The sequence below is a fragment of the Weeksella sp. HMSC059D05 genome, assembly GCF_001809725.1.
In the GTDB taxonomy this organism is placed as follows: domain Bacteria; phylum Bacteroidota; class Bacteroidia; order Flavobacteriales; family Weeksellaceae; genus Weeksella; species Weeksella virosa.
This window is the reverse complement of sequence record NZ_KV798550.1, coordinates 47,647-68,831: the sequence shown is the minus strand read 5'-3', so window position 1 is coordinate 68,831 and position 21,185 is coordinate 47,647. Positions and strand designations below refer to the sequence as shown.

The window sequence follows — 21,185 nt, the reverse complement described above, 5'->3', positions numbered from 1 at the left end:
TTTTAAAGAAAGTTTTTTTGATTTGCTTTTATGAGAATAAAAAAACGACGATTATTCGTCGTTCATATCATCTAAACTTTCTTTTATTTTTAGAAGTTCGGCTTTGACGTTTTCTAGTCGAGTAATAACCTCTATTTCTTCTACCAATCCTTTTTGTTCTTCGAGTGCAATTTTGGCACCTTCTAAAGTATAACCTCTTTCTTTTACCAAATGATAGATAACACGAAGATTTTCGATATCTTTTGGTGTAAAGAATCGGTTTCCTTTTTTATTTTTCTTGGGCTGAATAATCGAGAACTCTTTCTCCCAAAAGCGTATAAGTGAAGGGTTTACGTTGAAAGCACGCGACACTTCACCTATCGAATAATATAATTTATCTGGTAAATCGACGAACATTAATCCAAAGATACTGACATTTTTTGTGATTCTTCATACAATTTCACAAACTCATCTGGACTTATATCTTTATAAAAATAGGTCAGCGGATTGATAACTTCACCGTTTTTATGAATTTCGTAATGCAGATGAGAGCCAGTAGACATACCTGTATTGCCAACATTACCGATAATCTCTCCTCTTTTCACACGTTGACCAGGCTTTACTTTTATTTTACTCATATGACCGTACAAGGTCTCATACCCATTTCCATGATTAATTTTCACCATATTTCCATAACCATTTTCAGACCCAGTCTTTTCGACACGCCCATCGGCTGTTGCATAAATCGGAGTTCCTGTTGGAGCGGCAAAATCTAGGCCTTTGTGCATTTTCTTGATTTTAAGGATAGGATGAAAACGCATTCCAAAACCAGATGCAACTCTCGACATGTGTTTATTGGCAATGGGTTGAATAGCAGGTATAGAAGCAAACTCTTTCTCTTTCCCGTTTGATGCAGCTTTTATCTCTGCCAAAGATTTTGCCTGAAATTCTAAGCGTTTCACTAAAACATCCATACTTTTTGCTGTTTCGGCAACATATTCACCATTTGGCAAACTTAGTAAGTCCGAATACCGATCTGTTCCTCCGAAACCTGCCATCCGAACTTCTTCGGGGATTTCCTCTAATCCGTAAACATTTCGGTAGATTTTTGCATCTTTTTCTTCAATTGTTGCCAAAATTTTTCCTGCTTCTTTCATTTTGGCAGATAATTTGTTGTATTCTGATTGCAGTAATTTTAGGTCTTTTTTGTTTTGCTTTAGTTTTACTAATAGAGTTTCTTCTGTCGAAGCCGAATCTTTTTCCACTATCAAGTAAGCCGTAAAGCTTCCAGATAGCATTGCTACTAGAAGAAAAATGACTGCCAAAATGATATTTCTATTGGTTTTCTTTAGGATAGAATGTACGATAGTAGAGGTTTTTAAGGTCGGTTCTAACTTAAAAGTATTATTTTCCATTTCTATCTAATTTGTTTTTATCTTTGTCAAAACGATTGCAAAGTAAGAACTATTTTAGCACATACTTTGTTAATCAAACGATAAAAATATTATAAACTAAATGAAATCCAAAGATATAAGAAAAGAATTTCTTAATTTTTTTCAACAACGCAATCATTTAATAGTAGATTCTGCACCAATTGTACTGAAAGACGATCCTACCTTAATGTTCAATAACTCTGGGATGGCACAATTTAAAGAATATTTTCTTGGGAATGCTACACCAAAGAGTAACCGAATTGCTGACACCCAAAAATGTTTACGAGTTTCTGGAAAACACAACGATTTAGATGATGTTGGTAAAGACACCTATCACCATACCATGTTCGAGATGTTAGGAAATTGGTCTTTTGGAGATTATTTTAAGAAAGAAGCAATTGCTTGGGCTTGGGAATTATTAACCGGAACGTACGGAATAGGCAAAGACCAAATCTATGTAACGGTTTTCGAAGGAGATGAAAAAGACGGCACTCAACTCGATCAAGAAGCGCTTGATTTATGGAAAGAACATATTGCAGAAGATAGAATTTTATTAGGAAATAAAAAAGATAATTTTTGGGAGATGGGCGATGTGGGGCCATGCGGACCTTGCTCAGAAATCCATGTAGATATCCGTCCAGAAGAAGAGCGTTTGGCTGTTGACGGAAAATCTTTGGTGAATCAAGACCATCCGCAAGTTATTGAGATTTGGAACTTGGTTTTCATGCAATATCAGCGACGAGCAGACGGAAGTCTAGAACCTCTACCTGCTAAACATATCGATACCGGTATGGGATTCGAGCGTTTGGCTATGGTTCTTCAGGGTAAAACATCTAATTACGACACGGATGTTTTCCGACCGTTGATAAAAAAATTAGAAAAAATTTCGGGCATCTCTTATGGTGATAACGAAATTACCGACATTGCTATTCGCGTGGTTGTAGACCATTTACGGGCAGTTTCTTTTGCTATTGCAGACGGACAATTACCCTCGAACACTGGAGCGGGCTATGTAATTCGTAGAATTTTGCGCCGAGCAATTTCTTATGGATACCGTTTCTTAAACCTAAGAGAACCTTTTATATACTTATTATTCCCGATCCTGAAAGATGAAATGGGAGATTTCTTCCCAGAACTCCTCAAACAAGAAAGCATTGTAACTGGAGTAATTCGAGAAGAAGAATCTTCTTTCTTACGAACCATCGAACATGGATTGAATCGTTTGAATCAAATCATTGATCAATACCAGGACACAAAAGTTGTCCCAGGTCATGTTGTGTTTGAGTTGTATGATACATATGGTTTCCCTGCTGATTTATCGCGCATCGTGGTAGAAGATCATAACTTTACGATTGATGAAGAAGGTTTTGAAGTAGAAATGAACAAACAAAAAGAACGTTCTAAAAAAGCTACGGCACTTGAAACTGACGATTGGGTTATTGTACGAGAAAATGCAAACGAAGAATTTGTTGGGTATGATATACTATCGACCGAAGTACAGATTACTCGTTACCGAAAAGTGAAAAACAAAAAAGGAGAGTTTTATCAGTTGGTTCTAGACAAAACGCCATTTTATGCAGAAAGCGGTGGACAAATAGGCGATACAGGTTTATTGATTTCGGCAAATGAACAGATAGAAGTACTCAATACCAAAAAAGAAAACAATCTTATCATTCATTTTGTTGAGCAATTACCAAGCAATATAGAGGCAACTTTCCAGGCAGAAGTTGATTCTATCACCCGCAATGAAACACAAAAAAACCACTCGGCAACTCATTTATTACACGAGGCATTACGCACTGTTTTGGGTACACATGTTGAGCAAAAAGGCTCGTATGTGGGGCCAGATTATTTACGTTTCGATTTTTCTCATTTCGGTAAGATGACTACAGAGGAAATAGCGGAAGTAGAAAAAATAGTAAACGATAGAATTGTTGCATCCATCCCGTTAGACGAAAAAAGAAATATTCCGTTCGATGAAGCAGTTTCTCAAGGTGCGATGGCTTTGTTTGGTGAGAAATATGGTGATTATGTTCGGTTGATAAAATTCGGATCTTCTGTAGAATTATGTGGAGGAACACATGTGAAAAATACTTCGGATATTCGACTTTTCAAGATTACCTCAGAGTCATCTACTGCGGCAGGAATTAGACGTATAGAAGCAATTACATCGAATGCAGCAATTGATGTGTTAAAAGAAGCTGAAAAAAATTACCAATCTGTTTTGGATACGTTGAAAACCAAAAGTGATGCGAAAAAAGCTGTACAACAATTGTTGGATGAAAATGCACAACTAAAAAAACAGGTAGAAAAGTTTGTGGCTCAACAAGCAAAAGCCGAAAAAGAAAATTGGAAACAACAAGTAAAAAACATCAATGGAATTCAATTTTTAGCTATAAAAACTGATTTGAATACGCAATCGGCCAAACAGAACGCAATTGATCTGACCAACGAGTTGGACAATGCATTTGTGGTGGTAGCAACAAAAGATGCTGTGAAACCATCGATTACGATTTCTATTGCTAAAAATTTAGTCGAAGAAAAACAATTGAATGCCGGACAAATTGTAAGGGAAATTGCCAAAAACATCCAAGGAAGTGGTGGCGGGCAAGCGTTTTTGGCCACAGCTGGCGGGAAAGATGTTACAGGAATTGATAAAGCTCTTGCACAAGCCGAAACTTTTGTTCAATAATTTTTTTACAAGTAATTAGAGTTTACTAACTCTTCAAACTACCAGAAAAGCAGGCTGTAATGGTCTGCTTTTTCTATTGTAAATCGTTAAAAATTAAATCTTGTTGTCAACATAAATTGTGTTGGGCGAAGTTGATAAACAAAACGTTGTTCGTAATTGGAAGAAAAGCTATTTTGAGAGAAATATTTTTCATTAAAAAGATTGTAAGCAGACAACTCGAAATCTATTTTTTTCTTTTTTAATGAATAACGATACATCAAATCCCCGAAAGTAGAATTAGGATTTAATCTCGTATCATCGTTAACATACAAATCAAAATTAAGCTTTACATAATGTTGATCTGCTGGAAAAAAATGCAATCCAACTTGATGAATTTGATTGGTAATTGATCGTGATCTTGAATTCTCTGAAAATTTATTTTTATAATTGGTTACACCATATTTATACTCAAACGTCATCCAACTTAATAATCTGAAAGAAGCGTCAAAATTTGAAGTTAAAATAGTATTATTAATTTCAATTAAACTATTATTTAATAATTGATCGTATGTCGCAATATTATAACCTCCAGCTAAATTAAATGTTGTTTTAATTTTAGAAAAATATTGACTTATTTTAGCATTAACCGAATGTGTTTTTTGATGATTTTTTAAATTTAAAGCTTCTAAAACTGTACTTGCATCTGCATTATAGTTATAATTGTAAATTAAGTTATTTTCCGTCCAATTGTATGAATATCCAAAATTAAAAAACCTCGATTTTATCGGATTTTTATACTCGAAACGTAAAGCAGAATTCCATTTTTTTACTTCGTTAAAATCTCCATCATTTTGTTGAATAGAATTGTATCGATACAAAATAAATCCTTTATGCAAGCGTGTTAAACTTCCTAAATCATTGCTGAAATTATGCGAAGTGGTTACTTTCCAGAATTTCGAGAATTCTAGTCTGAGGTTAAATTTTGGTTTGATATAAAAAAGATTGTATGAAGTTTTATTTTCAAAAGAATTATTCTCTAAATTATACCACTGAAAAGGAATTCCAAAAGAAAAATTGAGTCGATTCTTTCTGTACGAAAAATTATTTTCTACATACGGATTTAGAGTCGACCAGCGTATATTGTTGGTAAAAGTAGAATTTATCGGTTGTTCATCTGCTAACAAATCACTTTTCATTGTATGATTGGTATATTTAATTCCAATTTTTGATTGTAGCGTTAAAGCCTTTATTCCTCTTGAAAATTCAGCAAAATTATTGGTCGAAAATTTCTCAAAATTAATTTGTTGAAAAGCATTTTGATAATTATTTCCTTCATTTATAAAATCAGTAAAAACGCCAGGAGAAATACTTAAATTTTCGCTGTAACTTTTGTACGAAATATTTGATTTTAGTGTAATTAATTGTTTACCAATCTTCTTAATTGCATTAAATTGATTGGTAAATTGACGATTTGGTTGAACCAAACCCTGTCTAATCAAATTATTTTTTTGATTGAGATTTCCTCTCGAGCTATTCCAATCACCTTTAAATTCTAAAACATTTTCAAGATAATTTTCCGAACTATTTTGAGATAATGTTGCTTTAAGATTAAGACTTTCTATTTGCAAATAATTTTGTTTGATTTCGTTGAGAAATATATCGCCCGTTGGTAAAAAATATTGCGTTGTTGTTTCTCCGAATCGCTTTTGAAAATCGTTGTGATAAGACAAATTAAGACGTAAATCTAGCTCTTTTTTTAATTTGAAAAGATGATTCCAAGAACCAATATTTATAGCATTATCCAGCCAACGCTCGCTATCAAAATTGGGTGTTTGTACTCCAGCAATAGATAGCCAACTTTCATTTGAAAACTTTTCAGAGTCATTTAAAAAATCTTCTAGACTTAATGTTCTTAATTGTCGAGAAACATCATTTCCTCGATTATTTCCTTGATAAGAACCAATCATTTGTTGCTTTTTTGTAAACAGCATTGGTGTAATATTCGCCTGATACAATAATGGCGAAGCGCCAAGACCAACTTCTGCTTTACCAGAATAGGTAATTTTGCTTTTTAATTTGATATTTAATGCAGCTTTGGAGCTATAAACCAAACTATCTAAAATTTTGATCGGTTGATGATTCTCTAAAATTTGCACTTTATCCACTGCATCAGCAGAAAGATTTTCGTTTGCTAAAGCATATTTCCCTCCCAACAAATCCATTCCTTCAATATAATATTTATTGATTGGTTCGCCTTGATATAATATTCGACCTGAAGCTTCTATTTCTATTCCAGGCATTTTTTTGATCACATCTGCTATAGAACGATCTTGGATATCTTTAAAATTACTAACATCATACGCAATTGTATCGCCTTTTTTTCGGATTGGAGATTCTTTTAGTTTTACTTCTTTCAACTCAATTGCTTTTTCTTGTAAAGTAAAATCGAAATTATTAGACGATTTGTTTACCAAATCTGATTGAAAAGCATAATTCATCGCACGCACCTTTACCTCGTACACTTCATGTTCTTGCGAAGGTAGTTTCAGGATGAATTTACCATCGCTTTTGGTAATGAAGTAAGTTAAAGTTTCATCTGAATTTTGAGGCGATAAAATAACGTTTGCTCCCGCAATGGTTTCTCCTTTTTCGTTTTTTACGGTTCCCGAAATCACCAATTGTGCCCAAAGCATAGGCGAAAACAGTAACAAAAAGAGGTAGAGAATTTTCGGGTTCATGGAATATAGGTACTGGATTACATTACAATTTGATATTGTGGATGAATGAATATTCTTTGGCGTTTTGCTCGATTTTGTTCTATCTTTTTTAAATCTTTTTCATCGTACTGTATGCCCGAAGTTTCTAAATAATTGATGTAATTTTCGTTCATGGTTTGCAATGCTTGCTGCATCTCTTTGGGCGATAAAACCGTTGACCGTTGAGGAATAGAGCTTAAATATTCATTCAGATTTTGCCATTCTTCTTCATTGGGCGTTCGAATAGCACTCAATTGAAAATGCATATACTGATTTTCATCCTCTAATTCTACAATCAAACCCGGAAGTCCATAAAATAAAAAAGGAGCCGCATGATAAGGAAGTTCTTCGGTGTACCATGCAATCCAGTTTCTACCCAAAAATTGAGTCGTAGCCTTCTTTACTGTATATTCTTTGATTATTTTGGTCTCCTTGCCGATTTTCCATTGTGGCAATTGCAAAGGTTCGTTGGTCACAAAATGTTTGTTTTGTTGGTTGACATACAACTCTTGTTGGTTGTTTTCCCAATCCAATTTCCAAACGCCTTTGTCCATTTTTGTGAAATATTGTTGTGATTCATCCAGCAAAGCTTGAATATCGCCAGCCTGCATTCCTTTGTACCGCTTACTTACCATAAAACTATGAATCAGTTTATTCATCACATAAACATTTTCTTGTGGTTGTGTCCACACGCTCATCTCTTCGGTTATTTTACCCCGCGTTTTTATGCTATCGCGATGAATGGTATAGGTATAAGAAATTTCATATTGTGCCCAACTCACCAAGGGTAAACACATAAAAATTATAAAGTAGAATGGATTTTTCATGACATTTTAGTTTATATATTTGGGACCCTAAAGCTCCAAATAAAATTTAGATACAATCATTACAATCTTCTTCTTGTGAGATATCTTTACAAAATTGTTCTGCTGCATTTTTTACAGCATCTGGATCCAATTCTCCTTTCCAACAATAAATTAATGCTCCTTGGCAATTAACCTTTACAACTGTACATTGAGAATCGTTGTTCTCTGATAACATCGCTTCATATGTCATATTATCAACTTCAACTGCATTACCAGCTAAGGCGAATGTTCCCATCAGTGCAAAAGCACTTGCTAAAATAAATTTTTTCATTGTTTAGTAATTTTTGTTTTTTTTAATAAATATCGCAGTTGTTTGCAACCAACTACTTACCTCTTAATGTTAATTACCCCAATAATAATAATAATAATAATAATAATAATACAATTTTGAAAATCTTTTAACTATTATTCTAACTCGATAGGGTTATAAGGTAGTTCTTTAGTCATCGAAGTTTCTTCTACTCCTGGCTTACTATAAACCTGTCCTACATAGAGCCCAGGATTACTATGAAAATTTTGTTCTGCCTTATAAAAATCTTTTTTTGTAGTTTTTATTATATTCTTTTCTTTATGTATGTATATAGTACTTGAATTGTTATCCATTCCTTGAGCTGTAAAATGATGTTTATTATTATCATCATATACCTCTAATATTAAACCTGGTAATCCATTAAATATAAAAGGTCCATCGTTTAAAGGAATTTCTTCTGAATAATATGCAATCCAATTACGTCCTTTATAATAAACTCTAGCTTCTTTACATTTATACCCTAATATTTCTTTCATATTTTCCTTCAAGTCCCATTTTAAAACAGGAATTTCTTCTATAAATTCATAATTTTTATTATATATTTTCCCTTGGAATATATATTTACCATCTTTAGTATTTACAATAGATTTATTAAATTTTATGGCTTTACGAATAGGCATAAGTTCATTTAAATCATTTGAATCTACAAACTCCTTATTAGAATTTTTAAGAGTTAACGAATCAAACTTTAAAAGATTTAAATCTGTAAATTTAGTATTGTATTCTCCTATCTGAAGTACTGTAATAGTATTTCTTTTTTTTTCTCTATTCTCTTTATCAAAAGAATATGTATAATCATAATAGATATTTGTAAAAGCAGAATCTAATTTTTCAATTACAATTTCATCTGTACTCAATTTAAAATTACCAGATATTTCTTGTGAGTATCCAAATACTGATAATAATAGAAAAAATAATATTTTTTTAAACATTTTAATAAATTTTGACTTAAAAGTAGTCCTTTCATTATATTATTCAGCTTATTAGCAACCTTTTGCTTCGTCAAAATAATCAATAGCATCCAACACATCTCCTGTAGTCTCATAATTGTCTGCACATAAATAATATGTTCCACAAGAATTAACAGTAATCCAACTACTACAAGGTGCTACAACTTCAACTTTTTTATCTTCACCTTTCTCTTCAGTTGTTTTAGTTTTTGTTTCATTTGCCATAGCAAAAGTTCCCATAAATGCAAAAGCACTTGCAAATAAAATTTTCTTCATTTTTTTAGTTTTAATATTGTTGTTAATATTACTAAACTAAATATTAATTCTTATATAAACAAAAAATTTAAAGTGTTTAAAGGGGATTTATTGTATTGATGAAGGTTATCGTACCACCTAAAAAAGTAATTTGGAAATTGAAAGAATAAATGTTTTATGCTTTATTTTTTTTAAAAAACATCATCAATATCATTGCTACGATTGGTAAGCACATTAAAATGATATAAAACCGATTGATTTGCAAAAGTTCTGGAAAATAGAGAATAGTGGCTAAAAGTCCAAAAACCGAACCACCCAAATGTGCTGCATGCCCCAAATTACCAAGATTTCTTCGCATTCCATACACCGAAAAACCTAAATAAATGATAGCAAAAATCCACGCGGGCATCGGAATCACAAAAAAGATCCCTAACATCAAAGTCGGATACACGGCAATGGCAGAAAACAATATACCCGAAACACCACCCGAAGCACCAACTGCTGAATAATTGGGCTGATTTCTATGTTCGATCAATGCTAAAACATTTCCTGCAACTATCGATAAAAGATATAAAATCAAAAATAAAATACTGCCAAGATTTTGATTCATAAAAGAAGTATCTCTAAAAATAATAAAAGGATTTCCGAAAAATGCCACTACAATATTCGAGAAAAAATACAGCGTTAGCATATTGAATATCAGATGAGTATAATCTACATGTAGAAATCCAGACGTGATAAGTCGGTAGTATTCTTTTTGATTTTTGATCCGTCCGATATTGAATTTATATTTTTCTAAAAATGCCCAATCAGAAAAACCTTTCATACTAACAATAGCATTTATAGCGATAATAATCAGGGTAATAAATGGTAAATTATTCATGTTTTATTCTTCAAATAAAGATTGTTGAGTATCTTGTGTACCTTCTTCTTTCTCTTCTTCCTCTTCCACAACTTCATAGGGCAAAGGATCGAGCGTTTTTATTTGTTTCACCTTGTGGACGGTCAATTGATTTCCTTGTGCTTTGATTCCTTTTACTGCAATAAAACTTTCTAATTCTATTGTTTCTGCTTCTCTTTCATGTCCTTTTTCTTTCGAAAAAACCACTTCTATTACAGGTCTGTAATCAGTTGACACCAATTCTACATAAGATTTTTCATTTTCAGACGGGAAAAAGTTTTGCACATTTAACGTATCTTCTACTAAAAATCTTTTTACGAAATATCTATTTTTATCAGCATCGAAATAAACACAAGTTAAGGGTTTATTTGGTTGCCATTTTTCTATAACTTCAAAAGTATCATCAAAATGGTTCCCCAAATCGAAAGTCATCAAACGAGCTTCGCCTTGTTTCGGATTGAGTGTCAGAATTCGATCTTCTCCTTTGAAATCACCCAAAAATCTTCCTCTTTCGTCTGCATTTAATCTTTTCACTGCATCATCAAACCAAATTTTTCTTGGTGCTAGCGTAGAAACTCCTTCTTGTTTGAGTTCAACTTTTTTTATAGGATATTTGGTAACCAAGTTCCCTTTAGAAGCACGTCCTTTCACGATAAGATCAGCAAAATCTATGTCGAATTTTAGTTTCTTTAGGCGTTGATGAGTTTTTAGGATTACGCTAACCACCTCAGCTTCACCATTCGGATTGGCTGAAAAATACAACACTTCCGAACCTTTATTTCCAGTTGTTAAGTTGTACTCTTTATCACGGGTAATTGCGGTTACTGCAAATCTTTTCTGATACGCTGGACCATTTTTCCCATCGCGGTAAATCATGTTATAAATGGTTCGTTTATCGTTTCTTCGCCAAACACCAACATGCAAAATTCCTTTTCCTACAAAGGTTTTAGCTTCTACTTTTGTTACCATCATAACTCCATCTCGACGGAAGATAATGATATCATCAATATCAGAACATTCGAACAAAAATTCATCTTTTCTAAGTGAAGTTCCGATGAATCCTTCGGTTCGGTCGACATAAAAGCGTGTGTTTGCTACAGCAACTTTCGAGGCATCGATGATATCAAAAGTTCTGATTTCTGTTTTTCGCTCTTTCCCTGCACCGTACTTGGTTTTTAGCTCTTTAAAATAGGCAATAGAATAGTCGATAAGATTCGCCAAATGGTGTTTCACTTCTGCAATTTTATCTTCTAATGATAGAATATGTTGATCGGCTTTATCCAAATCGAACCGAGAAATTCTTTTGATTCTGATTTCCGTCAACTTCACAATATCTTCTTCGGTAACTGCTCGCAAAAGATGACTGGTAAAAGGTTTTAGCCCTTTATCTATTGTTTCGATAACCCCTTCCCAGGTTTCTTCTTCTTCGATCTGATGATAGATCCTATTTTCTATAAAGATTCTTTCTAGAGATGAAAAATGCCATTGTTCTTGCAACTCGTCTAGACTAATTTCTAATTCACGTTTCAGTAACTGAACGGTATTATCCGTATTTCTTTTTAGGATTTCTGATACGGATAAAAACTCTGGCTTTTGCTCATCGATAACACAAGCATTGGGCGAAAGCGAGACCTCGCAATCGGTAAACGCATACAATGCATCGATGGTTTTATCGGGGCTAGTACCCGTTTGTAAATGAATGAGAATTTCTACATCTGCTGCGGTATTATCCTCTATTTTTCTGATTTTTATTTTGCCTTTGTCATTGGCTTTCAAAATAGAGTCAATCAAGGATCCTGTGGTTGTAGAGAATGGGATCTCACTAATCTTCAGGGTAGTTTTGTCGACTTGCGAAATTTTGGCTCGAATTCTTACTTTTCCACCTCTCATCCCATCATTATAATCAGCAACTTCGATATAGCCTCCGGTTTGGAAATCAGGATATAAAGTAAATTTTTTCCCTCGTAGATAGGCAATAGATGCATCGATCAGTTCAATGAAATTATGAGGGAGTATTTTGGTCGATAAACCTACTGCAATTCCTTCTACTCCTTGCGCTAATAAGAGTGGGAATTTTACGGGTAAATCTATTGGCTCTTTATTTCTCCCGTCATAAGATGGTTGCCAATGTGTAGTCTTTGGGTTGTAAACCACTTCTAAGGCGAATTTTGTTAGCCTGGCCTCGATATATCTTGCTGCTGCTGCACGGTCACCAGTAAGGATGTTTCCCCAGTTTCCCTGAGTATCAATCAACAAATCTTTTTGCCCGATTTGCACGATAGCATCGGTAATAGAAGCATCCCCATGTGGATGATATTTCATGGTGTTACCTACTATATTGGCTACTTTATTGTAACGACCATCTTCTAATTCTCGCATCGAGTGAAGGATTCTTCTTTGCACAGGCTTCAATCCATCGTAGATAGAGGGAATTGCTCGTTCTAATATCACATAAGAAGCGTAGTCCAGAAACCACTCCTGGTACATTCCCGATATTTTTTTTATGCTTTCTCCTTCTTGGTGCGTCATGTTTTTTATTCTATAATCCTTCCTGCTTTAAGGTGGCTATTGGTAGCCGCTCTGCTAAACTTATTTTATTATTCTCAATTATTTGATCCAAATCATTTAGGATGAGTTTTACTTCATTTTGATTAAGATAACTCATTTTGAATTTTAGATGTATCACTCCTTTTCTTACTTTCCTGCTTTGTACAGTTAATGTTAGTTGTTTGAAGAAAAGCCCGTTCGAGAAGTGATAATCGAGAATTTTACTTTTTGGGAAATCGACTACTTTATCTTTAGAAAACAAAAAGCTAAGTGGACCGATGTTATATGTCTTTAGACTAAAAACCTCGCCAGCAGAATCATAATCATAATACTGATTTCCTCTTATAATTACCCCTATCGTTAGCACAATCAACACTGTGAAAAGTATGTAAGGCGAAACAATTCTCGTTACAATATAGATGGGTAAAATGGTAATTAATAGGACCGAAATCCAACTAAATAAAATGAAAGCATTGATCAGCTTCATCCTTCTCTGAATGGATATATTTTTCAATTTCATACAATGGTTTTCATTTAGTCTAGTTTTTAATAATTTCTGTCGAGAGGTTATTGATTATAAACTCTTGTCTATTGGGTGTATTTTTACCCATATAAAATTCGAGTAAAGTTTCTATGGTTGTATCTTTCCCAATCATGACAGGTTCTAAGCGAATATCTTTTCCGATGAAATGCTTAAACTCATCCGGAGAAATTTCACCCAAACCTTTGAATCGAGTTATTTCTGGATTTTTGCCCAGCTCTTCTAATGCCTTCAGGCGTTCTTCTTCCGTATAACAATACCGGGTTTCTTTTTTATTTCTAACCCTAAAAAGAGGTGTTTGAAGGATATACAAATGTCCTTCGCGAATCAACTCTGGAAAAAATTGTAAGAAAAAAGTAATTAATAATAAGCGAATATGCATTCCGTCGACATCGGCATCTGTTGCAATCACTACATTGTTATACCGTAAATCTTCTAAGCTATCCTCTATGTTGAGTGCTGCCTGAAGGAGGTTGAACTCTTCGTTTTCGTACACTATTTTTTTGGTTAATCCATAAGAATTCAATGGTTTACCTCGTAAACTAAAAACAGCCTGCGTTTCTACATCTCTACTTTTGGTTATCGAACCACTAGCCGAGTCCCCTTCGGTAATGAACAAGGTAGAATCTAAGCGAGCTTCGTCTTTAGGATTATTATAGTGCTGCCTACAATCTCGAAGTTTTTTATTGTGCAAACTAACTTTTTTAGCTCTTTCTCTTGCCAATTTCCGAATCCCCGAAAGTTCTTTTCTTTCGGTTTCGGATTGTTTTATCTTTCGTTCAATTGATTGGGCTACATCAGGGTTTTTGTGTAAATAATTATCTAAATTTGTTTTGATAAAATCATTCACAAAAGTACGAACTGTCACCATATCAGGTCCCATATCGGTAGACCCTAATTTTGTCTTGGTTTGTGATTCGAAGACAGGCTCTATAACCTTTATCGATATAGCCCCTATAATTGATTTGCGGATATCGCTTGGATCATAATTTTTGTTATAAAACTCTCTCAAGGTTTTCACCACAGCTTCCTTGAATGCCGCAAGATGCGTCCCACCTTGTGTTGTGTTTTGTCCGTTGACAAAAGAGTAATAGGTTTCTGAATAGGATTTTGAACTATGTGTTATCGCAATCTCGATATCTTCTCCCTTCAAATGGATGACATCATAAATAACCTCTTCTTCTATATTATCTTGCAATAGATCCTTGAGTCCATTTTCCGAGTAAAATTCTTCTCCGTTGAAAATAATACGCAAACCCGGATTTAGGTAAACATAGTTTTTCAACATCTTTACGATATATTCTTTTCGGAATTTGAAGTGTAAGAAAATCGTTTTATCGGGAATGAAAGTAATTTTTGTTCCTCGACGCAGAGTGGTATCTTTTTCTTCTTCTTGCTGCATAATTTCTCCTTTCGAGAATTCTGCAATTCGGGTTCGACCATCTCGCACAGATTGCACCCGAAAATAAGACGACAAAGCATTTACGGCTTTTGTACCAACCCCGTTCAATCCGACAGACTTCTTAAAAGCTTGTGAATCATACTTCCCTCCTGTATTCATTTTCGATACAGCATCCACCATTTTGCCAAGTGGAATTCCTCGACCATAATCGCGAATAGTAACCTCTTCTTCTCGCAGGTGAATTTCGATGGTTTTCCCTGTACCCATCACAAACTCATCGATACTGTTGTCTATAATTTCTTTCAAGAGAATATAAATTCCATCGTCTTGCGAAGATCCATCGCCCAATTTACCGATATACATCCCCGGACGCATACGAATATGTTCGCGCCAATCTAGGGTTCTGATGTTGTCTTCGGTATATTTTACAGTTGATGAATCCTGCTCTAATGGAAGTTTATTCTCTGTCATTCTAAAATTTATTATTTTCTCTCGATAAGATTTTTTTTTATTTGAATGTAATTTTAAGGGTTAAATATACGAAAATTTATTCTCTTTTAGACGATAAACTCCGCCATAATTACACCTTAGTTTCTAGTCAAATCTATAAAACTCTATTGTACTAGAAACTTTCCAGCAAAAAAAACCTCCTATGTAAGGAGGTTTATCATCGATGCTTGTTTGTTTATTTTTTCACAACTTTTCTGGTATACACTTCATTATTATCGGTATAGAAATTTACCAAATAAACTCCGTTCGATAAATGTTTTAGACTAGCAGAAGAAGCGTTTGTTTCGCTCACTTTCCTACCCGATAGATCGAACACTCTCACCTTTATAACCTCATGATTTCCTGATAATTGAACCAAATCTACTGTAGGGTTTGGGTAAACATTTACGTTGGTTTTAGTGGTAGAATCTATGCCCATTGTGGCTTGCTCGATTTTCACATCGTCTATCCCTATATAAAACACATCAGTTGTCTGATAATGTCTAAAGACCAATTGGATGTTTTGCCCCACGAACTCGGAGATATCTACATTTACGACCTTAGCCGCATCTACATAACCCGCGTCTAATGTTTCCTCGAAAATCGCTGTTTCGGTTCCGGTAAAAGTTGTTCCGGCCGGAATAACATATACAGCATAATGCTCCTCAAAAACTTCTTTGTCTCCTGCAGCAACTTTAAAACTCAAAGTTAACTCTCCACTTTCTGGCAATTGGATTGCAGGACTTGTCAAAGTATTATCGGGAGTGAAAGCTACAAAATACCACGAAAATGATAAAGGTACCTCTCCTGTAAAATTAGGCAATTCACTTTGTTCTGCATTCATAAACTCCCACGTATCACTATCACCGTCTAAATCACCAATCGTCCAAAGATTTTGTGTTTCTTTGGTATCAAAATTTTCATTGAATATAACGGTTTGTGCGGCTGAATAAGACCCTAAAGCAATAGCTCCTAAAATAAGTAAATTTTTTATCATGTTAATATTATTTAAATCGCACAAAGATTGCGAAAATCAACAGAACAGAAAATTATCAGCAAATTGTTATTGATTAGTGTAGATAATAAACCGCAAACTTAGCGTTATTTACCTCTATAACTATCAAAGTTCTTAAGCTTTGTTGAGAGTCACTATTTTTTTGTAAAAAAAGAAAGTGAAAACACAAAAAAAAGCTCAATCTAAACAGACTTGAGCTTTGTATAAAGTTTATGTATTTTCGTTTACACATTAAACAAGAAGTGCATAATATCGCCATCTTGCACGATATATGCTTTTCCTTCTACATTTAGTTTTCCGGCTTCTCTACATTTAGATTCGGATCCGTATTTAATAAAATCTTCGTATTTGATAACTTCTGCACGTATAAAGCCTTTCTCGAAATCGGTATGGATTACTCCTGCCGCCTGTGGAGCTGTTGAGCCTTTTTTGATCGTCCAAGCGCGCACCTCTTTTACGCCAGCTGTGAAATATGTTTCTAAATTTAGCAAAGCATAAGCCGACCGAATTAGGCGATTTACTCCTGGCTCTTCTAAACCTAATTCTTCTAAAAAGATTTGACGCTCCTCGAAAGTATCCAACTCATTGATATCGGCTTCGATTTGTGCTGCCAAAACCAACACCTCTGCATGTTCATCTTTTACTGCTTCTTTTACTTTGTCTACAAACTCATTCCCATCTTTTGCAGAAGCTTCATCAACGTTGCATAAATACAGAACAGGTTTAGCAGTTATCAATTGCAAAGATCCTACAATTTCCCATCCTTTTTCGTCCAAATCCATTTCGCGAACATTTTTCATGGATTCTAAATGTGTAATAACATCGGTGAGTACTTCTACAACTTTTTGTTCGTCTTTGTTCCCTGCTTTTGCAGCTTTCTTGGATTTTTCGATGCGTTTTGTCACAGTATCTAAATCTTTCAACTGCAACTCCAAATCAATAGTTTCCTTATCACGAATCGGGTCGATATTTCCATCAACGTGCGTAATATTTTCATTCTCGAAACACCGTAATACATGAATAATTGCATGGCATTCGCGGATATTTCCTAAGAATTGATTCCCTAATCCTTCTCCTTTACTCGCCCCCTTCACCAATCCTGCAATGTCAACAATTTCTACCACTGCTGGCAATACACGTTCTGGTTTTACCAATTCCTCTAATTTATTGAGGCGTTTGTCGGGTACAGAAACGGTTCCTACATTAGGCTCTATCGTACAGAACGGATAATTTGCCGATTGTGCTTTGGCATTCGACAAACAGTTAAACAAGGTAGATTTACCAACGTTTGGTAAACCAACAATTCCACATTTCATAATTGGTTATCTCTTTTTTTAGGATTGTATAATCGAACACGTTTCGACAAAAATATGGGCAAAGATAAGTATTTTGTCTAAAACTTTTTACACCAAAAAACTTTCCTATTTTTCTTTTAGGATTCTGGTAGAATGATAAACAAAATCTCAACGCTTTCGATAGAAAACCTTCCAAACAATCAAAAAGTTTTCATTTCGAAAAATAATTCATCCTAAAAATATACTCGACCAAACGCATCTCTTCGTTGAAGCTTTTTTTGTACCCGAAAGTTATTCTGATGGCAAAACTTATTTTGTAAGTACCTGAAAAGCCTCTTCCAAGTTTTTATATTGTCCTTTAAACTCTTCTATCGGCTGATCGGCAATAATCTTTCCTTTATTCAAGAGCAACACACGCGTGCATAATGCTTCTACTTCTTGCATAATATGCGTAGAAAGAATCACTGTCTTATGCGTTCCTAAAGAACGAATCAACTCGCGAATCTCTATTATCTGATTAGGATCCAAGCCATTGGTAGGCTCATCAAGAATCAAAATTTCTGGGTCGCCTAAAATTGCTTGAGCCAAACCAACTCTTTGTTTATAACCTTTAGAAAGTTGATTAATTTTTTTCTTTTTTTCTGCCGTTAACCCAACAAGTTCTATCACTTCTTGCACACGACTTTTTGTAGCAGAGTGAATATTAGCCACAAATTGCAGATATTCTTGGACATACAATTCTGGATACAACGGATTGTTTTCTTGTAAAAAACCTATTCGTTTCTTCGTTTTTTCGGGTTGCTCTACAACCGAATAAGAATCTACCAAAACATCACCGCTAGTTGGCAAAATAGCACTGGTAACACACTTCATCAATGTTGATTTCCCCGCTCCATTTGGTCCTAATAACCCAACCACTTCACCCAAATCTATCTTAAAAGAAACTTGATTTAGCGCTAGTTGTTCTTGATATTTTTTGGTTAAAGCCTTTATTTCTATACCCATGAAAAAATTTTTGGTTAAAAATAAACATTAATCAAATTAATTAATAGCTTTGTTCGTATCTAAATAAAGAATAATGAAGATAACTTTAATCCCAAACTACTTTTTATGCTTTTTCTGGCCGGAAACAAAAGAAGTGGAAAGAGTGTGCAGATAAGTTATGAAATAATAATTTTAACAATGATAAAAAGTCCCACACTTCTGTGGGACTTTTTTTAGCCTATGACCTCAGAAAACCTTAAATTTGTAATGTTATGAACAACAGCAACTGGATACAAAAATTCGATAAACCTTTGATAATCGCTGGCCCATGCAGTGCCGAAAGTGAAGAACAAATGTTGAGTATTGCCGAGCAACTCCCAAAAGAATACACACAAGTCTTTCGCGCAGGAATATGGAAACCTAGAACCAAGCCCAATAGCTTCGAAGGAATAGGCGCGATCGGATTGAACTGGTTGAAGAAAGTGAAAAATGAATTTGGGATGATGATTGCAACAGAGATTGCCAATGCCAATCATGCCAAATTAGCATTAGAATATGATGTAGATATCCTTTGGATTGGCGCCCGATCTACCGTAAATCCGTTTACGGTACAAGAAATTGCCGAGGCTTTGCAAGGTACAGACAAAATAGTTTTGGTGAAAAACCCCGTCAATCCTGATCTGGATTTATGGATTGGAGCTTTGGAAAGACTCGAAGCACAAAACATCAAAAATCTAGGGGCTATTCATCGTGGTTTTTCTACCTATAAGAAAACAAAATATCGTAATAATCCTCAATGGCAAATTGCTTTGGATTTTAAAAACCAACTGCCTAACATTCCTATACTTTGTGATCCGTCGCATATTTGCGGTAATCGAACAGGGTTGTTTGACGTTGCCCAACAAGCTTACAATTTTGAGTACGATGGTTTGATGATCGAGACACACAATAATCCAGATGAAGCATGGTCGGATGCGGCGCAGCAAATTACACCGGCTCGTTTGTTAGAAATCTTACAGCAATTAGAAGTTAGACAATCCGATGATCCTGATGCGATTTACAAAAACAATATTGCCAATTTACGTCATCAGATAGACGAGTTAGATAATATTATTCTCGACACTGTTGCTCAACGCATGAAAGTTGCCTTGGCAATTGGTGAACTAAAAAAAGAACACAATGTTGCAGTTTTTCAGCCCGACCGATGGACACAAATCAAACAAAACTCATTGAAACACGCCTCTAATCTTGGCTTGTCCGATGATTTTGTAGATAAATTATTTCAAGCGATCCATCAAGAATCCGTTACGCATCAAAACAAAATAATGACCAAAAAAAACATAAAATAATTTGAAGGGAATTGTTACGAAATCTACAGGGAGTTGGTACCATCTTCTTACAGAAGAAGGCAAAGAATATCTAGCCCGAATGCGAGGTAAATTTAGAATTGCAAATATCAAACATACCAATCCCATTGCTGTGGGTGATGAAGTTGATTTTGAAGTTGATAAAGACGAAATTGCGGTAATTACACATATACATGAACGCAAAAATTACATCATTCGGAAATCGGTAAACCTATCAAAAAAAACACATATCATTGCCTCTAATATCGATTTAGCTTTTTTAATGATCACGCTAAGCAATCCCAAAACTTCGCTGGGCTTTATCGATCGATTCCTTGTCACGGCTGAAGCTTACCACATTCCCGTTATTTTATTATTCAACAAAATTGACGCATATACTGAGGAAGATTTACAAGAATTAGAACGCTACAAATCTATTTATCAACCAATTGGTTACGAGAGCTTTTCTATTTCTGCCGAAACTGAGGTTGGTTTAGAAGAAGTGAAAAACCGAATGAAAGACTCTGTAAGTATGGTTTCTGGACACTCGGGGGTGGGAAAATCGACTTTGCTCAACACTTTAGACCCAACCTTGGACCTGAAAACGCACCAAGTTTCTGATTTCAATAGCAAAGGACAACACACTACAACTTTTGCCCAAATGTATCCATGGCCTTTTGGCGGTTTCATTATCGATACGCCAGGCATCAAAGAGTTTGGTTTGGTACATTTCGAGAAGAAAGAACTCCAGAACTATTTCCCTGAATTCTATAAATTCCGTGATGATTGCAAATTCGACAATTGTATCCATGTTAACGAACCGAAATGCGGCGTGCGAGAAGCTGTAGAAAAAGGTGAAATCGCTAAATCGCGTTACGAAAATTACTTAACTTTCTTGCAAGACGATATTTACACAGAATAAACCATGCGTATTATTTTACAACGAGTTACCCATGCAGAAGTCCGCATAGAAGGAAAAGTTACCGGGCAGATAAAGAAAGGACTTTTGGTTTTGGTAGGATTTGAAGCAGAAGATACTGATGAGGATTTTGGCTGGATGGTCAAAAAAATAAAACAACTCAGAGTTTTCCCCGATGAAAACAACATCATGAATTGGGATGTAGAACAGGTAGATGGAGAATTGCTCATCGTGAGTCAGTTTACGCTACATGCCTCGACCAAGAAAGGAAATCGACCATCTTACATTCTTGCGTCGAAACCAGAATTGGCGAAACAACAGTACGAAAAATTCTTAGAAATTATGCAAGCGAACTTTTCTAAACCCTTGCAAACCGGTGTTTTCGGTGCCGATATGAAAGTTGAACTGTTGAACGATGGACCGGTCACTATTTTTATAGATTCTAAAAACAAGATTTAACTTTCGCTAAAAAAAGTCTGTTTATCTTCGAAGCATCAACGTTTTAACAAAAAATCAACACGCGTTT

The 21,185-nt window shown here is 34.7% G+C and carries 18 protein-coding genes; 4 read left to right on the top strand and 14 right to left on the bottom strand.

Annotated features, from left to right (window positions below; translation table 11 throughout):
- Positions 1-51: 51 nt before the first annotated feature.
- Together HMPREF2660_RS09875 and HMPREF2660_RS09870 are read right to left on the bottom strand one after the other, a co-directional pair.
- Positions 52-396, bottom strand: a complete 345-nt coding sequence (locus HMPREF2660_RS09875) for a MerR family transcriptional regulator (RefSeq protein ID WP_013598424.1) — start codon at positions 394-396, stop codon at positions 52-54.
- A complete protein-coding gene (locus HMPREF2660_RS09870) occupies positions 396-1,394 on the bottom strand; it encodes a M23 family metallopeptidase (RefSeq protein WP_070487012.1) in 999 nt (332 codons plus the stop codon). Before HMPREF2660_RS09870 ends, HMPREF2660_RS09875 begins: the two co-directional genes overlap by 1 nt.
- Before the next feature lie 100 nt (positions 1,395-1,494).
- On the opposite strand from HMPREF2660_RS09870, the gene alaS reads away from it, so the two are divergent.
- Entirely contained in the window at positions 1,495-4,104 is a 2,610-nt protein-coding gene (gene alaS / locus HMPREF2660_RS09865; RefSeq protein ID WP_070487010.1) for an alanine--tRNA ligase, read from the top strand.
- A gap of 86 nt (positions 4,105-4,190) precedes the next feature.
- Here the strand turns inward: alaS and HMPREF2660_RS09860 are convergent, their stop codons facing one another.
- The 12 genes from HMPREF2660_RS09860 to HMPREF2660_RS09805 form a co-directional block, all read right to left on the bottom strand.
- Positions 4,191-6,821 (bottom strand): carboxypeptidase regulatory-like domain-containing protein, encoded by a 2,631-nt coding sequence (locus HMPREF2660_RS09860; protein ID WP_083299123.1) that lies wholly within the window; start codon positions 6,819-6,821, stop codon positions 4,191-4,193.
- Positions 6,822-6,838: 17 nt separating this feature from the next.
- Positions 6,839-7,666: a GLPGLI family protein gene (locus tag HMPREF2660_RS09855; RefSeq protein ID WP_083299122.1), complete on the bottom strand. Its 828-nt coding sequence runs from the start codon at positions 7,664-7,666 to the stop codon at positions 6,839-6,841.
- A gap of 46 nt (positions 7,667-7,712) precedes the next feature.
- On the bottom strand, positions 7,713-7,976 hold the full coding sequence (locus HMPREF2660_RS09850; protein ID WP_070487005.1) for a hypothetical protein: 264 nt from the start codon (positions 7,974-7,976) through the stop codon (positions 7,713-7,715).
- A 134-nt stretch (positions 7,977-8,110) separates the two neighbouring features.
- Positions 8,111-8,947, bottom strand: a complete 837-nt coding sequence (locus HMPREF2660_RS09845) for a GLPGLI family protein (protein WP_070487003.1) — start codon at positions 8,945-8,947, stop codon at positions 8,111-8,113.
- Between the two features lie 51 nt (positions 8,948-8,998).
- Positions 8,999-9,241 carry a hypothetical protein gene (locus HMPREF2660_RS09840; protein ID WP_070487001.1) on the bottom strand — a complete coding sequence of 81 codons (243 nt, stop codon included), beginning with the start codon at positions 9,239-9,241 and terminating at the stop codon, positions 8,999-9,001.
- A 154-nt stretch (positions 9,242-9,395) separates the two neighbouring features.
- The gene (locus HMPREF2660_RS09835; protein ID WP_070486999.1) at positions 9,396-10,103 is read right to left on the bottom strand and encodes a rhomboid family intramembrane serine protease; all 708 of its coding nucleotides are present in this window, start codon (positions 10,101-10,103) and stop codon (positions 9,396-9,398) included.
- A gap of 3 nt (positions 10,104-10,106) precedes the next feature.
- Entirely contained in the window at positions 10,107-12,650 is a 2,544-nt protein-coding gene (locus HMPREF2660_RS09830) for a DNA gyrase/topoisomerase IV subunit A (protein WP_013598417.1), read from the bottom strand.
- Between the two features lie 10 nt (positions 12,651-12,660).
- On the bottom strand, positions 12,661-13,188 hold the full coding sequence (locus HMPREF2660_RS09825) for a hypothetical protein (RefSeq protein ID WP_013598416.1): 528 nt from the start codon (positions 13,186-13,188) through the stop codon (positions 12,661-12,663).
- Positions 13,189-13,207: 19 nt separating this feature from the next.
- The gene (locus tag HMPREF2660_RS09820; protein WP_070486997.1) at positions 13,208-15,082 is read right to left on the bottom strand and encodes a DNA topoisomerase IV subunit B; all 1,875 of its coding nucleotides are present in this window, start codon (positions 15,080-15,082) and stop codon (positions 13,208-13,210) included.
- 214 nt (positions 15,083-15,296) lie between these two features.
- The gene (locus tag HMPREF2660_RS09815; RefSeq protein WP_070486995.1) at positions 15,297-16,097 is read right to left on the bottom strand and encodes a T9SS-dependent choice-of-anchor J family protein; all 801 of its coding nucleotides are present in this window, start codon (positions 16,095-16,097) and stop codon (positions 15,297-15,299) included.
- 242 nt (positions 16,098-16,339) lie between these two features.
- The gene (gene ychF, locus HMPREF2660_RS09810; protein WP_013598413.1) at positions 16,340-17,431 is read right to left on the bottom strand and encodes a redox-regulated ATPase YchF; all 1,092 of its coding nucleotides are present in this window, start codon (positions 17,429-17,431) and stop codon (positions 16,340-16,342) included.
- Positions 17,432-17,719: 288 nt separating this feature from the next.
- On the bottom strand, positions 17,720-18,415 hold the full coding sequence (locus HMPREF2660_RS09805; RefSeq protein WP_013598412.1) for an ABC transporter ATP-binding protein: 696 nt from the start codon (positions 18,413-18,415) through the stop codon (positions 17,720-17,722).
- 251 nt (positions 18,416-18,666) lie between these two features.
- On the opposite strand from HMPREF2660_RS09805, the gene HMPREF2660_RS09800 reads away from it, so the two are divergent.
- From HMPREF2660_RS09800 to dtd, 3 genes are read left to right on the top strand one after another with little or no spacing between them, the layout of a single operon-like run.
- On the top strand, positions 18,667-19,743 hold the full coding sequence (locus tag HMPREF2660_RS09800; RefSeq protein WP_070486993.1) for a bifunctional 3-deoxy-7-phosphoheptulonate synthase/chorismate mutase type II: 1,077 nt from the start codon (positions 18,667-18,669) through the stop codon (positions 19,741-19,743).
- Between the two features lies 1 nt (position 19,744).
- Positions 19,745-20,662: a ribosome small subunit-dependent GTPase A gene (gene rsgA / locus HMPREF2660_RS09795; RefSeq protein WP_070486991.1), complete on the top strand. Its 918-nt coding sequence runs from the start codon at positions 19,745-19,747 to the stop codon at positions 20,660-20,662.
- 3 nt (positions 20,663-20,665) lie between these two features.
- Positions 20,666-21,118 carry a D-aminoacyl-tRNA deacylase gene (gene dtd / locus HMPREF2660_RS09790; protein WP_070486989.1) on the top strand — a complete coding sequence of 151 codons (453 nt, stop codon included), beginning with the start codon at positions 20,666-20,668 and terminating at the stop codon, positions 21,116-21,118.
- The last annotated feature ends 67 nt before the right edge of the window (positions 21,119-21,185 follow it).

Excerpts from the sequence above, each read along its gene's own strand:
- HMPREF2660_RS09875 (WP_013598424.1), bottom strand. The coding sequence starts at position 396 with ATGTTCGTCGATTTACCAGATAAATTATATTATTCGATAGGTGAAGTG.
- HMPREF2660_RS09870 (WP_070487012.1), bottom strand. The coding sequence starts at position 1,394 with ATGGAAAATAATACTTTTAAGTTAGAACCGACCTTAAAAACCTCTACT.
- alaS (WP_070487010.1), top strand. The coding sequence starts at position 1,495 with ATGAAATCCAAAGATATAAGAAAAGAATTTCTTAATTTTTTTCAACAA.
- HMPREF2660_RS09860 (WP_083299123.1), bottom strand. The coding sequence starts at position 6,821 with ATGAACCCGAAAATTCTCTACCTCTTTTTGTTACTGTTTTCGCCTATG.
- HMPREF2660_RS09855 (WP_083299122.1), bottom strand. The coding sequence starts at position 7,666 with ATGAAAAATCCATTCTACTTTATAATTTTTATGTGTTTACCCTTGGTG.
- HMPREF2660_RS09850 (WP_070487005.1), bottom strand. The coding sequence starts at position 7,976 with ATGAAAAAATTTATTTTAGCAAGTGCTTTTGCACTGATGGGAACATTC.
- HMPREF2660_RS09845 (WP_070487003.1), bottom strand. The coding sequence starts at position 8,947 with ATGTTTAAAAAAATATTATTTTTTCTATTATTATCAGTATTTGGATAC.
- HMPREF2660_RS09840 (WP_070487001.1), bottom strand. The coding sequence starts at position 9,241 with ATGAAGAAAATTTTATTTGCAAGTGCTTTTGCATTTATGGGAACTTTT.
- HMPREF2660_RS09835 (WP_070486999.1), bottom strand. The coding sequence starts at position 10,103 with ATGAATAATTTACCATTTATTACCCTGATTATTATCGCTATAAATGCT.
- HMPREF2660_RS09830 (WP_013598417.1), bottom strand. The coding sequence starts at position 12,650 with ATGACGCACCAAGAAGGAGAAAGCATAAAAAAAATATCGGGAATGTAC.
- HMPREF2660_RS09825 (WP_013598416.1), bottom strand. The coding sequence starts at position 13,188 with ATGAAATTGAAAAATATATCCATTCAGAGAAGGATGAAGCTGATCAAT.
- HMPREF2660_RS09820 (WP_070486997.1), bottom strand. The coding sequence starts at position 15,082 with ATGACAGAGAATAAACTTCCATTAGAGCAGGATTCATCAACTGTAAAA.
- HMPREF2660_RS09815 (WP_070486995.1), bottom strand. The coding sequence starts at position 16,097 with ATGATAAAAAATTTACTTATTTTAGGAGCTATTGCTTTAGGGTCTTAT.
- ychF (WP_013598413.1), bottom strand. The coding sequence starts at position 17,431 with ATGAAATGTGGAATTGTTGGTTTACCAAACGTTGGTAAATCTACCTTG.
- HMPREF2660_RS09805 (WP_013598412.1), bottom strand. The coding sequence starts at position 18,415 with ATGGGTATAGAAATAAAGGCTTTAACCAAAAAATATCAAGAACAACTA.
- HMPREF2660_RS09800 (WP_070486993.1), top strand. The coding sequence starts at position 18,667 with ATGAACAACAGCAACTGGATACAAAAATTCGATAAACCTTTGATAATC.
- dtd (WP_070486989.1), top strand. The coding sequence starts at position 20,666 with ATGCGTATTATTTTACAACGAGTTACCCATGCAGAAGTCCGCATAGAA.